Raw genomic sequence first — 17,134 nt, forward strand, 5'->3', positions numbered from 1 at the left:
ATGAAGCGGTGCCTGACGCTCCTGGCGTTGGTGACCGGGCTCATCGTCGCGGGAAACGCCCAGGCGCAGACGCGCGTGGACGCCGTGTTCCCGCTGATGCCGCTGCGGCCCGGAACGAGCGCCCTGGACCTGGGGTTCACGACCACCGGGGTCGTCACCCAGCTGAGCGTGGCGGTGAAGGCGACGTCCGCCACCCAGGGTGTCCTCGTGGACGTCCAGGACGTCGTGGTGGAGCAGGACCTGGCCGGCGCCGTGCCCTTCCACGTCCGGGTGCCGCTGCGGCGCGCGCTCCCTCCCGATGCCGTGGTGGACATCAAGGCCTCCCCGGCCAGTGGTGGGACGGGGGACCCCCAGCTCGCGCATTTCGACCTCTCCAGCGCCCCACCGGTCCTTCCGGCCGGTGCGGTGCGGGTGAACGCCAGCGCGAACCTCTCCCAACTGGTGGTGGTGGTGACCGCGCAGGGACCGGTGTCCCATGCGGAGCTGACGCTCGTGGGCGCTTCCGTGGAGGCGCTGCGCAGCGTTCACGGCAGCCTCAGTGACGCGGAGGCCGTGGCGTTCGCCAGCGTGCGCCGTCAGGTGGGCCGTCCCCGGGCCCAGGGCTCCGGCCAGATCGAGTTCGTCGTCCCCCTGCTGGGCGACGTCAAGGTCCCCGCGGATGGCGTCGTCGTGGCGGACATCGCCGTGCACGATCCCTATGGCCGGGTGGTGAATGGCTCCGCCGTGGAGTTCACCAGCGGCCGGGCCTTTGATCCGCTCGTCGCGCTGACGGTGACCCCCTCGCCGCTGCTGCTGTCCGGGGGCTACGGCTCCACCGCGGCCGTGCGGGTGACGGGGCACTTCTCGCTCGCGGGCGACGTGGACTTGAGCGGCGCGCTCCAGGGCGTCACCTATGCATCGTCCAACCCTTCCGTGTTCGTGGTGTCCTCCGACGGCCGCGTCCAGGCGCGCTCGGACGGCACCGCTCAACTCACCGCCCAATTTGGCGGACTGACCGCCACCGCCGAGGTGCTGGTGGACTCGGGCGCGGACCTGGCCAGCGTGGCCGTGCTGCCCGCCCTCCCGCAGGTCGAGCGGGTGGGGGGAACGACGGCGCTGCGGCTGGAGGGCACCCTCACCGGAACGCCCGCGCGGCACGTGGACCTGTCCTCGGGCGCGATGGGGACGCAATGGACGTCCACGAAGCCGGACATCGCGACGGTGGACCGCGACGGACGCGTGACCGGCGTTCGCCCCGGCGTGGCGCGCATCCTCGCGACCCATGAGTCGTTCCAGGCCTTCGCCGACGTCGAAGTGAAGGACGGTGCTCCCTCGGTCCGCCTCGCGGTTCCCTCCACGGTGACGGCCGGCACCGCGTTCGACCTCACGGCCGTGGCCACCGACGACGTCGGGGTGGCGTCCGTTGAATTCCTGGTCAACGGCGTGCCCGCCGGCAAGGACACGGAGGCCCCCTACACCCTGCGCATCCAGGCGCCCCCCTACGGTGGCGCCACGCTCACCCTGGCCGCGGCGGTGACGGATACGAAGGGGCAACGGGTGGTGGGCCCGACGCAGAGCGTGACGGTGGCGGGGACCCCCGCGCCCAGCAGGCAGCCGGTCGTCATCGAGCTGCCCACGCCCGGCGCCATGCTGGTGCAGGGCCTGCCCCAGGTGCTGCGCGTCACCAGCGGCGACTGGAAGGCGGGCACCCTGTCCACCGAGGACTTCCAGGTGGTGCGCTACTACCTGGATGACGTCTTCGCGGGCGCGGTGGACCTGCCGCGCGTGGAGGTGCGGGAGCACCCCGAAAACCACGCCGCCATCCCGGTGCCCCTGTGGGAGATGACCTTCACGCCCCGCCAGGGGACCGCCGGCTCCAGCGTGGCGCTGCGGGTGGAGGCCCTGGACCACGCGGGGGCGCTGGTGCGCTCGGAGACGCTGCTCGTTCGCGTGGTCGCGGACGCGCCGCCGCTGCTCACCGTGAAGCAGCCTCGCGGCACCACCGCCAACGCGGTGGTGGGCGTGCCCTTCCACGTCTCCGGCACCGTGGGCGACGACGGCATGGCCTTCGGCACCCAGGTGTCGCTGCGCGTGGCCGGGACGACCGTGGCGTCGACGCGGCTGACCAGGGCCGGGGGCGGTGGCACGTCCTCGGGCAGTGACTTCTTCGACCTGTCCTGGACGCCGGCGGCGGGTGACCTGGGCCGCTCGCGGCAGGTGGAGGTCGTGGCCATCGACAGTGCCGGCCAGCCCTCGCGCTACGCGTTCACCGCCTCCGTCGTCGCGGACGCGCCTCCCAAGAACCTCGTCATCCTCACGCCCGCCTTCCAGTCCACCCAGGTCGGGGGCAGCACCGTGACGCTGACGGCTTCGGTCGAGGACGAGCAGCCGGACAAGGTCGAGGTGCGCTGGTTCGTGAACGGTGTGGCGGTGGGTCTGTCGACGAAGGCGCCCTATGCCCTGGCGTACACGCTGCCGGGCGTGACGCAGTCCACGCTCCTGAAGTTCTCCGCCGAGGCGCGCGATGTCACGGGGCTCACCACGCTGAAGCAGAGCGAGGTGTTCGTCGTTCCGGACGCCACGCCGCCCTCGGTGTCCTTCGTGGTGCCCAAGGTCCCCGCGACGGTGACGGAGCACCAGGACCTGCTGGTCTCCGTGGCGGGCCTGGACGACGTGGACGTGGTCAAGGCGGAGATCCTCCTGGATGGCAACAGCGTCCTCCTGGACGAGTCTCCGGGCGAGAACGGCGGCGTGCGGGGCTCCTTCGTCACCCACTTCGTGGTGCCGAAGACCGCGCTGGGTGCGGCGGGCAGCCAACACGTGCTGAGCGCGCGGGCCTGGGACGCGTCCGGCAACCTGGGCGCCGCGCCCACGGTGCTGGTCGATGTCAAGACAGACGTAGCGCCGAAGGTGTCGTTCCCGGCGCTCACGCCGACGAAGGCCACCGTGGGGACGACGGTGGATGTGTCGGTGGTGGCCAGCGACGACGTGGGCGTGAGGTCCGTGACGCTGCTGCTGGACGGGCAGAGCCAGGGCAGCGCCACGGTGCCCCCGTACCACTTCTCCTTCAAGGCGGAGGGGCCCGCGCGCAAGGCGACGCTGGTGGCGCGGGCGTCGGACGGCACCCAGGACACGGATGCCCAATGGGAGCTGGACATCGTCGAGGACAGCCAGCCGCCCATGCTCACCTTCCGCTCGCCCGCGCCGGGCGCTCCGGTGTTCGCGGGCCGGACGCTCGAGGTGGTGGTCGCCGCCCTGGACGACGTGGAGGTGAAGGAGGTGAAGCTGTGCGCGCAGGGCACCTGTCTCCCGAACCCCCCGGGCAGCGCGGAGGCGCTCTACCAGGTGTACCGCTGGACGGTGCCGGTGGCGGCCAACCTGGAAGGCCAGACGCTCACGCTGAAGGCCGAGGCCAAAGACTCCTCGAACCTCACCACCGTGCGTGAAGTCCAGGTCGCGGTGGTGAAGGACCAGGCGCCCGTCGTCGCCCTCGTCGCCCCCGCCGCCGGCACGCCCTACAAGGAAGGCGAGGACGTCCGGCTGGTGGCCACCGTGGGTGACGACGACGGCGTCGTCGGATTCGTGGGCCTGTCGGGCGGCGTTCGGCAGGGCCCGCTGCCGTTGTCGGGTCCGCCGCTCGTCCTCTCCGGGCAGCAGACCCTCGTGGTCCAGGCGCCCATCGTCAGCAAGGGCGCGCAGCCATCCGTGGGCTTCGAGGCGAGCGACACGGGGGGCCAGACGGGCAAGGCCGAGGTGTACCTGGACGTGCGCGCGGACACCGAGGCGCCCTCCGCGGTGCTCGTGGCCCCGCTTTCGCCGCAGGGGAACACCCTCACCGTGAAGCGCGATGGGGCCCTGGGCCTGCGCGTGGAGGCGGGCGACGACGTGCGCGTCGCACGGGTGGACGTGGAGGTGCGCCGCGACGGCGTCGTGGTCGCGGGTGTTGGCGGTGGCAGCGTGCTCGCGTCCAAGGACGGGCGCTATGAGGAGACGCGCACGCCCAACCCGCTCGCGCCCGGAGAGATCCTCGTCAGCCGGCGGTACCTGGCTAGCTTCGAGGGCACGCTCAGCCTGAAGAACCTCCCCGCGGGGACGCGTTACACCCTGGTGACCCGGGCGGTGGATCCCGCCGGGAACAGCACGTCCACCACGCCGCTGGCCTTCCACATCGTGGAGGCGCAGGACACGGAAGCGCCCGTCCTGGCCCTGTCGCTGGAGGGGATTCCCTCCGACAGCAGGACGTGCGTGGCGGGCTCCTCGGTCACGCTGAAGGCCCAGGCGCATGACGACGGCAAGCTGGCGTCGCTCGCCGTCAAGGCGGATGGCACGGCCCTGACCGTCGCGCCCTTCGAACCCGTGGCGACCCTGACGCGCACGTGGCCGTGGACGCTCCCCGCGCTGGGCACCTTCGGCCCCCGGACCTATACCTTCACGGCCCAGGTGACCGACGCGGCGGGGCGGACCACCCATGCCTCGCTCTCATGCGAGCTGGTGGCGGACGTGGCCCCGGTGGTGCGCTGGTCGCAGCCGGCCGCGAACGCTTCGCTCCTGGAAGAGGCCGCGCAGACCGTCCAGGTGGAGGTGGAGGAGGACACGGGCATCGCCGCCGGGTGGCTGGTGGGCTCGACGCGCGCGCTCGTGGGCTTCCTGGGCAACGGCCACTTCGTGCTGCCCACGCCCAACGCGAGCGGAACCGCGCGGGGGGCCAGCGTGGCGCTGGAGTTCGGCTCGGCCCAGCGCTTCGCGCTCCAGGCCGGCGCGACGGGCTTGGACGTCGACGCGCCCACGACCGGTCTGCTGGGCTCGGCGCCGCGCCGGCTGGTGCTGTCGGTGGGCCCCGCGGCGGTGGAGGGCCTGCGCGCCGAGGTGCGCTACCGCTTCGCCGTGACGCCGGGCATGGAGAACGATGCCCAGCTCCAGTCCTTCCTGACCGCGAACCCGGGCGGACGCCGGCAGGTGGAGCTGGCCTCCGCGTCGCGTTGCGGAGGCGTGCAGGACGGTCCCTTCTGCGTCGACCTGATGTTCCCCGCGGCGCTGGACATGGAGGAGGTCCAGGTGTCGCTGCGTCCCACCCAGTCCGGGGGCGCGATGCCGGCCGTCACGGAGGTGGGCGTGCGCTACGAGGGCGCTTCCGCCCAGGTCCGCGCCGTGGCTTCGGGTGAGCGGCTGACCGTGCAGCCCTGGAGCATGGCGGTGACGCCCGGCAGGGTCTCCAGCGCGCAGACGAAGTACCGGCTGCCGGAGGGCTGGAGCCCGGATCCGGTGCGGCTCACCGTGGCGGTGAAGGACCTGGCGGGAGCGCTGACGGTCCAGGGCCGCGCGCTCCAGGCCGCGCCGGACACCGTGGGGCCGTCGGTGCGCATCGTGCAGCCGGTCAGCGGGACGTCCCGCGTGGAGAAGGAGTCGTTCGCCGTCCAGATCGAAGCCTCCGACAACGTGGACGTGCGGCGCGTGGAGCTGCTGGTGGACGGCGTCAGCCGCGGCGTGCGCGAGGGCGTCCGCCTGGGCTCCGTGTCCTTCCCCCTGAGCATCCCGGCCCCCACCACCGGAGCGCCGCTCCAGTTGGTGGCGCTGGCGGAGGACCGCTCCGGCAATGCCTCTGTTTCGCCCACGGTCTATCTGGAGATCCGTCAGGACGCGCCGCCGACGGTGGCCCTGTCCCAGATGGAATACACGCTGCCCAACGGGTCGCCCGAAGGGGGCAGCCGCATCTCCGAAACGGAGCTGCGCAGCGGCTACGTGCGCGTGCTGGAGGACGTGCCGCACAAGGTGCAGGTCGTGGCCGCGGACGACGTGGGCCTGGCGAAGGTGGAGGCCTGGTACGACGACGTGGAGTTGCTGAAGAACGTCCCCTCCGCGGGCACGAAGAGCGCGACCCACACCGTGTCCTTCACGCCGCGGCGCAAGGCGGGCGGTGGGCCCGGCCTGCTGCGGGTGTTCGTCACGGATTCGAAGGGCTTCCAGCAGCAGGCGCGCGTCCTGGTGGAGGCGCAGGCGCCGCGCGCGCCGGCCATCGCCATCGCGACGCCGACGCCCGGCATGACGCTCACCGAGGGCAGCGTGTCGCTGGTGCTCTCCGCGGTGGCGGGTGACGACACGGGCGTGGGCAGCGTGGAGTTCTTCATCAACGGCAAGTCCGCGTTGACGGTGTCGCGCGCGCAGGCGCGCATCATCCAGGCGGAGCCGGCGGATGGCTCCCCCGGCAGCCTGCCCCTGGCGTACGACCCCACGCTGCGGGGCGCGGCGGCGACCCTGGCCGCGCCCTTCAACGACGTCTCCCGGCTCAAGGAGTTCCAGGGCCGCGTGTGGCTGCCGCCGGGCTTCGTGAAGCGGGACCCGCTGAACCCGACACGGTTGGTCATCCGCGCGGTGGCGCGGGACCTGGAGAACCACACCACCGGGGTCGAGCACAGCGTGGTCGTGGTGCAGGACGAAACGCCGCCCGAGGCCATCGTCCTGCGCCCGTCGCTCGGCCAGGACCTGGTGGAGGGCAGCCCCGTCGTCATCGAGGCGCTGGGCATGGACAACGTCTTCGTCCAGGAGGTGGAGATCCTGGTGGGGCCGAACCTCAACGCCCTCCAGACCGTGCGCCGCGCGGGCGGCTTCACCCCGGAGAGCGCAGTCATCCAGGAGGGCTACGGCCTCTCCAGCCCGGTGGTGCGCGCGGAGTTCACCGCGCCGCGGCTGAGCGAGCTGGGCGCCGGGGACTCGGCGCCGTACTTCGTCGTGGTGCGCGTGCGGGACTCCGCGGGCAACACCAGCGAGGACGCGCTGCAGTTGGTGGACATCGTGCGCGACCAGCCTCCCGCGGTGTCGTTGTTGTCCCCAAGTGACGGCACGTCCGTGGTCGAAGGAACGCCGGTCACGGTGACGGTGTCCGCCGAGGACGACGTGGCCGTCACGAGCGTGTGGCTGTCCGTCAACGACTCGCTCCAGGGGCTGACGCTGCGCGCGCCGCCCTATGTGTTCAGCGTCCCGGTGCCCACGGGTGCCACGACGGTGAAGCTGCAGGCGGTGGCCCGGGACTCCTTCAACCACGAGGTGCGAAGCCAGGCCGTCCTGGTGTCGGTGAAGCAGGACGCGCCGCCCACGGTGGCCATCGCAGAGCCCCAGAACGCCACGCAGGTCACGGAGGGGCGGGACTTCGCCTTCCTGGTGGCCGCGCAGGACGACGTGGGCGTGCAGTCCGTGGAGGCCACCGTGGAAGGGGGGCTGGGCGGGACGCTGCGCTTCGTCAGCACCAGCGCGCCCCACCGTTTCCGCGTCCCGCTGCCGCCTGGCTCCGCGGGACGCACGCTCACCCTGCGCGCCAGCGCGCGTGACACCGCGCAGAAGCAGGCCCTGGCGCCGGTGGTGACGGTGCAGGTGGTGGCGGACACGACGCCTCCGACCCTGAGCTTCCTCACGCCGGCGGACAACTCGGAGATCACCGCCGGGCAGTTGCTGCGCGTGGAGGCCACCGCGGACGACAACGTGGCCGTGGTGCGCGTGGACTTCAAGCTCAACGGCGCGCTGTACGCTACCATGCCCGCCGCGCCCTACGCCTTCACCTACCGGGTTCCGGCGGAGCTGGCGGGGAAGAACCTCAAAATCGAGGCCATCGCCACCGACACGTCGGGGCTCTCCACGCCCGCGCTGGTGACGGTGGGCGTGAAGCAGGACGCCCTGCCCGAGGTCGCGATGGCACCGGTGGGCCGGCTGGTGGTGGGCCGGCCGACGCCGTTGGGCGCGACCGCGTCGGACGACGTCGCCATCGCCAGCGTGCGCTTCTACGCCTCGCGCGCGGGTGGGAACGAGATGGAGGTCGGCCGGCGCGATCAGCTGCCCTATGAGATCGTCTACACGCCGCAGGCGGACGAAGTGGGCCAGACGGTGGTGTTCCGCGCCCGGGCGGTGGACGTGGCGGGACAGCAGAAAGAGAGCCAGACCGTCTCCGCGGTGGTGCAGCCCGACGCGAAGCCCACGGTGGCCATCGTCCAACCGCTCGCCGATACCGCCATCTTCGAGGGCACGGCCCTGCGCATCGACGTCGATGCGCGCGACGAGGAGGCTCGCGTCAGCGCGGTGTACTTCTTCGTGGACGGCCTCAAGGTGGCCACGTCGAACGCTCCGGCGGGCTACGCCGGCAAGCCCACGGTGTTCTCCGCGACCTTCCAGCCGGACGTGGGCAGCGGCAACCGCTTCCTGACGCTCACGGCGGTGGCCGTGGACTCGGCGGGCCAGGAGACGACGTCCGCGCCGGTCCGGGTGGGCACCGTGCGCGACACCGTGCCCCCCGAGGTGGAGTTGGTGGATCCGCCCGCCCTCGACGTGGTGACGGAAGGCGAGCCGATGACGCTGTCCGCGGCGGCCGTGGACAACGCCCCCCCGGTGGCGCGCGTCGACTTCATGCTGGACGGTGGCGTCATCGCCTCCGACACGACGCCGCAGACGGGGCCGGCCAACCGGCCGCTGTACAGCGGCACGTGGACGCCCCCCATGGGCTTCGCGGGTGAAACGGCGACCTTCCACGCCGTCGCGTGGGACTCGTCCGACAACAAGGGCGTGTCCGCGCTGGAGACCGTGGAGCTGGGCATGGCGCCGTCGGGCCGCTTCATCCCGTTCCCGGGCAACATCACCCAGACGCTGCTGCGCGGAGGGCCGGACCACCTCGTGCTCGTGGGCAAGAGCGGCGGGCAGCCGGTCCACCAGGCGGCGCTCACGCGCGTCGACCAGGGCACCACCACGTCGCTGGGGAGCGTGGAGCTGGACGGTCCCGCGCGGGCCGCGGCCTTCATCGGCGACACCGCCGTCATCGCGACGGGCGCCTACGCGCCGGGCGGCGGCCTGACCGCGTTCCCGCCGCAGTTGACGGTCGTCAACCTGGCGAACTCGAACCTGCCCGCGAGGATGGGGACGGTGGACCTGCCGGGGGACGCCATTCACGGCGCCGCCGTCGCGGGCCACCTGGCCTTCGTGGCCAACGGCGCGGCGGGCGTGGCGGTGGTGGACATGGGCGACCCCATGACCCCGGTGCGGTTGAACACGCGCACCGTGGTGGGAACGGCGTACGACGTCGCCGTGAGCGGAGACCTGCTGCTGGTGGCGGCGGGGACGGGCGGCCTGCGCGTGCTGGATTTGCGCAGTCCGGCGCTGGTGCAGCGCGGCTTCGTGGCGCTGCCGGGCGAGGCCGTGCGGGTGGTGGCCCAGGGAGGCCGGGCCTACGTGGCGTGCCGTGACTCCGCCGCCACGCTCGCGGTGGTGGACGTGTCGAATCCGGCGGAGCCGCTCCTCCAGGCGCTCGTCCCGCACCGTTCGGCGCGCCAGGACCTCCTGGCCACTGGCCTTTCGGACGTGGTGGTGGAGGGCAACCTCGCGGTGGTCGCCGCCTCGCTGGTGAAGGGCATCACGCCCGAGAAGGGCCTGCTGACCGCCTCCGTTCTGGGCACGAACGGCACTGTCACGCCCTTCGTCCGGGCGAACCTGCCGAGCGCGGGCGGACTGGCGCTGACGTCCGGCACGCCGGTGGCGCAGTTCGGTAACGCCGGCGGCGCCATCTACACGCTGCCCCGCTTCGTCGTCACGGGTGTCACGCCACTGGACGGCACCCAGGGCGTGGCCGTGAACGCCCCGGTCGCGCTGGAGTTCTCCGCGCCGCCCGGGTCGGATGAAGTCACCGTGGACACGGTGATGCTGCGTGAAGCGGACCCCACGCTGGGCCGCCGGCTGGCCGTGACGCTGGCGGCGTCCGGCCGGTCGGTGACGCTCACGCCCACCGAACCCCTGAAGGTGTCCACGCCGTACTACGTCGTCGTGACGTCCGCGCTGCATGACGTGGCGGGCAAGGCGCTCGCGCAGCCCTTCGTCTCCGGGTTCCGGACGCGTGCCACGACCCAGGATGCGCCCGTGGTGTCGAAGGTGGAGCCCGCGGCGGGGCCGCTCGGGGGCGGCTCGCGGGTGACGCTGACGGGAGCGCACTTCGTCCCGGGCGCGAAGGTGTACTTCGCCGGAGCGGAAGGGCAGGCCGTGGAGGTGGCGGAGGGGGGCGCGAGCCTCACCGTGACCACGCCCGCGCGGGACGAGGGCCCGGCGCTGGTCACGGTGGTGAACCCGGACGGCGGCGAGGGGTCGCTCGTCGGCGGCTTCCTGTACCTGCCCCTGTTGCAGGTCTCCTTCGTGGCCCCCGCGTCGGGGCCGCTGGCGGGCGGCACGCACGTGGAGGTGTCCGGCGCGGGCTTCCAGCGCGGCGCGAAGGTGTCGTTCAACGGCGTCGAGGCGACGGCCGTACGCGTGCTGGCACCCGGGCGGCTGGAGGCGGTGACGCCCCCCGGTGCCTTCGGTCCGGCGGACGTGGTGGTGACGAATCCGGACACCAAGCAGGCCTTCGCCGCGGGAGCCTTCCTCTACAGCCGGCTGGCCGTGTCGACGCGCATCGGGCGTCATGATCCCCAGACGGACGGGAGCACCCGGCCCAACTACCGGCTGCCGAAGGGCGTTCCACTCGCGGTCGCGCTGAATGACGGGACGGCGTGGGTGCTGTCCTCGGCCCTGGTGAACACGCAGGGCCTGACCCCCACGGAGGTGTTCGACACGAGCACGGTGGGCGGCCTGGGCGCGGTGGACGTGTCCCTGGCGCAGGCCGGGGTCGTGGGCGGCATCAACATCCCTCCGCCGTATGAGCCCGCGGCGCTGGCGGTGCGGGGCCACCACGCCTACGTGGTCGCCAATGCGCAGTCGCTGCCGTACGTGGACATGGTGGGCGAGGGCGGCCCGTCGCTCCTGGCCTTCGACATCTCGAATCGCGCCGGGCCCGAGGCCCGGGGAGTCGTGCCGTTCCCTGGCACCGCGCGGTCCATCGCGCTCGTGGGGGACCTGGCGCTGGTGGCGGCCGGTGACGCCGGCCTGTTGACCTTCTCGCTGGTGGACCCGGGGCAGCCCCTGCTGCTCGGCGCCCGCACCCAGTTCCTGATGGCGGGCAGCAGCGCGCCGGTGAGCGTGGAGCAGGTGGCCGCCTGGGGCGACCGCGCGATGGTGGAGGTGAAGCGCGGCAACGTCTTCAGCACCCTGCTCCTGGACCTGTCACCGGCGGGCTTCGCCGTCCTGGGCGAGCTGTCCGGTGAGTTCGGCGCCATGGCCATGCGCGACACCCAGGCGCTGTCCGCGTGGCGCACGCTGCGCACGGCGTCCCTGATCCCCTCTTCGCGGCCGTATACGCAGGCGGTGGTGCCGCCGATGATGCGCGGCGGCCTGTTCGTCGCCGGCGCGCTGGGGCCGCAGGTGGCCGCGGCGGTGACCTCTTCCATTGGAATGACAGGCAGTCCCGCGTCGCTCCAACTGGTGGAGGCCTCGGACCTCTCCACGCCCCGCACCATCGACGCCATCGACCTGTACCCGGCGAGCCAGTTGTCCGACGTGGACATCGAAGGGGACGTCGCGGTGGTGAGCATCTCCGCGACGGAGAAGGGCAGGGCCCTGGACGGGCTGGCCGTGGTGCGGCTGCCGTTCCCCCTGGTCGTGGGCTCCGAGCCTTCCGCTGGAGAAGTCGCCGCGAGGCCTTCCAGCGCGCTGCGCCTGACGTTCAACATGCCCGTGGAAGAGGGCAACAACGCCGCGATCCGGCTCGTCCGGCTGGATGGTTCCGCGAACGGCGCCCCCGTCACCGTCACCGTCGGGGGAATGGGAACGGACGAACTGACGATCCAGCCCTCCGGAGGGACCCTGGCGACGTCGCAGCGCTACCGGCTCACCGTGTCGGGCCTGCGCTCCAAGGACACCCAGGCGGCGATGCCCGGCGTCTACACGCTGGAGTTCCGCACGGCGAGCGTGAGCAATCCCTCGCCCATCAACGTGACGTCGTTGGAGCCGCGTCAGGGGCCCGTGGCAGGCGGCACCGTGGTGGCCGTCGAGGGCACGGGCTTCGAGGTGGGCCTCTCGGTGCTGATCAACGGCGTGGAGCTGCTTCCCGCGAACGTGAGCCTCTCAGGCTCCACGCTGACGTTGACCACGCCCTCCGGCGCGGAAGGCGCCGCGACGCTGGAGATCCGCAACCCGTCGGGCACGCGCTTCGTGCTTCCCGGCGCGTTCGTCTACACGGCGGACCTGTCGCTGGTGTCCATCGCGCCCGCGCGCGGCCCCACGGCGGGCGGGACGCGCGTGGTGCTGACGGGCCATGGGTTCTCACCCACGGGCACCGTGAAGGTGTGCTTCAAGACGCTGACGGATTGCGTGAACGCCAAGGTGCTGGGGCTCAACACGCTGGAGGCCATCACGCCCAACGGGGCGCGCGGCACGGTGGATGTCTCCGTGGTGAACCCGGATGGGAAGCACGCGACCCTCCCCAATGCCTTCACCTTCGACCAGCCTACGGGCGCGTCGGTGGCCCTGGGCGGCACGCTGCGTGACGCGGTGGTGATCGGCTCCTATGCCTACGTCGTGGGCAGCACGGGCCTCACCGTGGTGGACATGTCCGGCCTCTACACGAAGGGCCCCAAGGCGGACGCGGGCATCGCCATCCCGCCGCAGCTGCAGGCGGAGCTGGTGGACGAGGACAAGCTGGGCGGAGATGACCGCATCGTCGGTTTCGCGCCGGCGGGGGACCTGTGGTCCGTGTCCTATCCGCCCACCGGGGGCACCCGCATCTTCGCGAGCGGCATCCTGTATCGCGACTCGGATGGCAACACGACGGGCGCGGTCTACGAGTTCGACGTCTCCAACCCCTTCCAGCCGAAGGTCGTCTCCACGCGCGCCATCCCGGGGGACGGCGCCTACGGCGTGGATGCGCGAGGCGACCGGCTGCTGGCCGCCGCGGGAAGCGAGGGCTTCCACACCTTCGACATCTCGCACGCGCCCTTCCCGATCCGCGGCGACTCCTCGGAGCCGGGCGCCCAGGCGCTGTCCGTCGAAGGCGGGCAGGCTGCGGCGGGCGTGGGCACGCGCACGGACGCGGGCACCGTCCAGGACGGCTTCTTGCGGATGCTGTCCGTGGAAGGCCCCGTCATCGAGAAGGGCGAGCTTGCGCTGAACGTGCAGCGCGTGCGCCTGCGCGGAACCCTGGCGGCGGTGGCCGCGGGGACCGAGGGGCTCGTGCTCGTCGACGTGAGCGACCCGGCGCACCCCGTGCGCAAGGGCGAAATCGACGTGAAGGGCTTCGCGACGGACGTGCGGCTCGCGGGTGACCTCGCGTACGTGGCCGCCGGTGCGGCGGGGGTCGCGGTGGTGGACATCAGCGACCTGGCGTCGCCGCAGCTGCGCTACCACGTGACGGGCGCGCAGGCGGGCAGCACGTACGTCGCGGTGCTGACGCCGGGCGGCCGGGTGGTGAGCCTGCGCCAGCGCAACGGTTCGGGTGCGTGGTCGGTGGACTTCGGTCCCGGCACGGACCTGTCCGTGGTCAGCGCGAGCGTGGCGCCGGGCGACGTCGTCCCGCTCGACCTGCCGTCCATCACGGTGGTGCTGTCCTCGACGGTGGACCCCGCTTCCGCGCAGACCGCCTTCCAGCTCACCGCGGACGGCGTGCCGGTCGTCGGGACCCTGCAGGCCGGGGATGCGCAGCAGGCGCTCAGCACGATGGTGTTCACGCCAGGCGCGCCGCTGCCTCCCGACGCGCAGATGCGGCTCACGGTCGCGGACACGCTGCACAGCCGCGACGGGCGGTCGCTCGCGGCGCCGCTGCAGGTGGACTTCCGCACCGCCTTCGCGGAGGGGCCGGCGCCGGTGATTTCGCAGCTCGTGCCCCGCGTGGGGCCGGTGGCAGGCGGGGGCGTGCACCAGCTCCTGGGCGCGAACTTCGACGCCTCGTGTGAGGTGTTCATCGGTGGCGCCCTGGCGACGGTCGGCTCGCGCTCGTCCACGCGGATGGATGTGGTGGCCCCCTCGGGTGCCCCCGGACTCGCGGACGTGGTGGTGCGCAGCACGGCCACCGGCCTGAGCGCGCGGCGGCCGGGCGGCTACTTCTACACGCTGCCCCTGCAGGCGATTTCCGCGACGCCGCGCTTCCTGAATCCGCGCGGCAACAGCACGGTGGAGGTGGAGGGCCAGGGCTTCCTGCCGTCCTGGGCGGATCCGCTCGGCCTGCCCACGCAGGTCCGGGTGCGCGGCATTCCCGCGACGGACGTGGAGGTGCTGTCGCTCACGAAGCTGAAGGCCAAGGCGCCGCCGGGCTCGTTCGGTGATGCGCCGGTGATGGTGCTGTCCTCCGACGGCGTGGAGCGCAGCGTGGCGACCCAGAGCCGTACCGGCTACGGCCTGCCGTACCTGGGCGAGGAGCCGGTGCTGGCGGTGCGGCCCTGGGCCCTGTCGCGCAGTCCGCTGTCGCCCTTCTACGTCTACGCGGCGGCGGGTGCGGCGGGGGCCGGCAACCTGTTCCCGCAGCCGTACCTGGGGCCGCTGACGGGACAGGGCACGGTGCCGCAGTCCTACCGCGCCGTCGCCTACGACGTGCAGCTCTCCGGCCGTCCGCGCGCCGCGGGCAACCAGATCGTCAAGGCGCCGGATGAGAGCGTGGACCTGGTGATGGCCATCCTCAATCACTTCGTGCCAGCCAGCACGCCGATGCCGGACATCGAGCTGATGCCCGACTCGCTGGACATCGCGCTGTCGGGACAGCAGTTGTACGTGGCCAGCGGCCTGAGCGGACTCGCGGTGCTGAACGGGACCGGCACGCTCGAGGTGAACACCAACGGTGAGCTGGAGACGCTGGGCCTCCAGGGCCGCGCGAAGCTTTCGGGCACCGGGGAGCTGCTCTCCACGCGCGTCGTCCCCACGCCGGTGGGCGCGTGGGTGCTGGCCAACGGCCTGATGGATCCTCCGGACACCCAGCCGCCCTCGACGTGCCAGCCCAAGCGGGACCAGGTGGGCACGGACGGCAAGCTCTACCTGGTGGATACGCGTACGCCGACCGACCCGCTGCTCGTGATGCAGTCGGGAGGCGAGGGCTTCGAGCCGTATGGCGCGACGGTGGCGGACGGCCGCCTCTACGTGGTGACGGGCCAGCACCAGGGCGTGCGCTACGTCCGGTGTGAGCCGAATCAGCCGCTGCCGCCCCTGCCGGAGTTGTCCCTCAAGGGCGGTGCGCGGGGCGGCCAGCGCACGCTCTACAAGAACAACGTCATTCCCAAGGGCTCGTTGCTCATCTACTCCTCGGCGGGCGCGGACGCGTCCGTGGTGGGGACGCTGCATGAGGACGGCAACCTCACGGACGTGGTGGTCCGCGACGGCGTGGCCATCCTCGCCTCGGCCGAGTTCGGCCTGACGTTCGTGGACGTGTCGAACCCGGGGTCCCCCTCGGTCATCACCCGCATTCCCTTCGACGAGAGCCTGTCCAACACGCCCGGCGAGCCGCAGCGGCTCCGCCTCGTGGGCGACGTGCTGTTCGTGGCGGCGAACTCGGGCGGCGTCGTGATGGTGGACGTCTCCGACCTCCACCATCCGGAGCTCTTGAGCGGCGGCAACGTCGAGTCCGCCATGGACGTGCTGCCCGTGAGCGACCGGCTGATGCTGGCTGGAGGCTCGCGCCTGTATGAACTGGAGACGCCATTCATGCTGGTGACGGGGACGCAGCCCGCGCGAGGCGAGCTCGTGCCGCCGTCGCTGCAGGAGCTGGTGGTCCGCATGAACCGGCCCGTTTCGCCCGCGAGCGTCACCGCGAACTCCGTGCGGCTGAAGGGACCGCAGGGGACGGCCGTGCCGCTGACGTTCTCCGTGCGCGACATCCCGGGGCAGCTCGACTTCGCCATCGTCGCGGTGCCCGGGCAGCCGCTGCAGGCGGAAGCGCAGTACACGCTGGAGGTCGACACCTCCGTCACGGATCAGCGGGGCGGCGCGCTGCTGCTGCCGCTGCGCACGACGTTCCAGACGGCGAAGGCCGGGGCGCGCGCGCCCGTCATCGCGTCATTCTCCCCGTCCACGGTCTCCACGGCCGGGGGCGGAACGGTGACGGTGCACGGCCAGGGGCTCGCGGGCGTGAACCGCGTGTTCCTGGGCTCGGGCGCGGAAGGCCTCGTCGGCGACAGGACGGAGACGACGCTGAAGGTGACGCTGCCGGCGCTGTCCGCGGGGCCGGTGGACGTGCGGCTCGTGGACGAAGGGGGCCCGGAGACCTTCTTCCCCGCGGGCCTGCTCGCCCTGGATCCGCTGGCCAACAAGGCCATCACGCTGAGCCCGAACCATGGCCCGGTGAGCGGTGGAACGCGCGTGCGGGTGAGCGTGGCTGGCAAGGCCGTGGCGCCCGGAACGACGGTCATGGTGGGCGCGAATCCCGGCGTGAAGGTGGACATCCTCGACCTGTCCACGCTGGAGTTCACCACGCCCGTCAGTGATGCCGCGGGCCTGGCGCTCGTGACGCTGACGCGGCCGCAGGACAATGGCCCGGACGCGGGGACACCCGTGCCCGTCACCGTGGGGACCTTCTCGTATGACCTGCCCATCGGCACGACGCTGAGCCTGCCTGGGTTCCCCCCGCGCGAGGCGTCCGACATCAAGCTGGTGGGAGACAAGCTCTACGTAGGCGTCTCCACGCCGTCCCTGGCGGGCCTGGAGATCTTCGATGTCCGCCTGGAAGAGCGTCCCCTGCGCCTGGGCGGCTTGAGCACCCAGTCGCCGGTGCGGGGCCTGGACGTGGCGGGCGCGCTGGCGCTCCTCGCCAATGACGTGGCGGGGCTCGCGGCGGTGGACGTGTCGCGTCCGGAGACGCCCTTCGTGGTGCGGCGTGTGTCCACGGATGGCATCGCCACGGCCGTGCGGCTGGAGGGCTCGCGGGCCTTCGTCACCACCGTGAACCCCACGGCGGCGGGCGGCAAGGTGCAGGTGTTCGATGCGGCGTCGCCCGGCCTGGAACTCCTGGAGACGGTGCAACTGGCGGCGGTACCGCAGGGCTCGGACGCGCTGGCCCTGGACCTGGGGCCGGAGCGCTTCTACGTCCTGACGTCCAACGTGGTGGGCACGCAGGGCAACGGGCTGACCCTGTCCATCCGCGACCGCGCGGGGGCTCAGCTGGGACACATCAGCGTGGACGCCGCGCTGACGCAGTTCGAGGACCTGGTGCGCAGCCGCGTGGTGGTGCGCTCGCAGCGCGCCTACGTGACCGCGGGCAAGCGGCTGCACGTGTTCGACCTCACGAACGAATCCTCGCCGCAGCGGCTGCAGTCCACCGACCTGGGCGTGGACCTGGCGGGCCTGG

1 protein-coding gene (cut by a window edge) is annotated in these 17,134 nt (G+C 72.4%); it reads left to right on the forward strand.

Annotation, left to right across the window (positions count from 1 at the left end):
* Positions 1–17,134, forward strand: partial view of an Ig-like domain-containing protein gene (locus JYJ93_RS15875; RefSeq protein WP_206792209.1) — the beginning only. The gene runs 17,264 nt beyond the window's last position; only the first 17,134 of its 34,398 coding nucleotides appear in the window; its start codon is at positions 1–3; its stop codon lies beyond the right edge, outside the window.

The sequence above is a fragment of the Corallococcus sp. NCSPR001 genome (assembly GCF_017309135.1).
Taxonomy (GTDB): Bacteria; Myxococcota; Myxococcia; order Myxococcales; family Myxococcaceae; genus Corallococcus.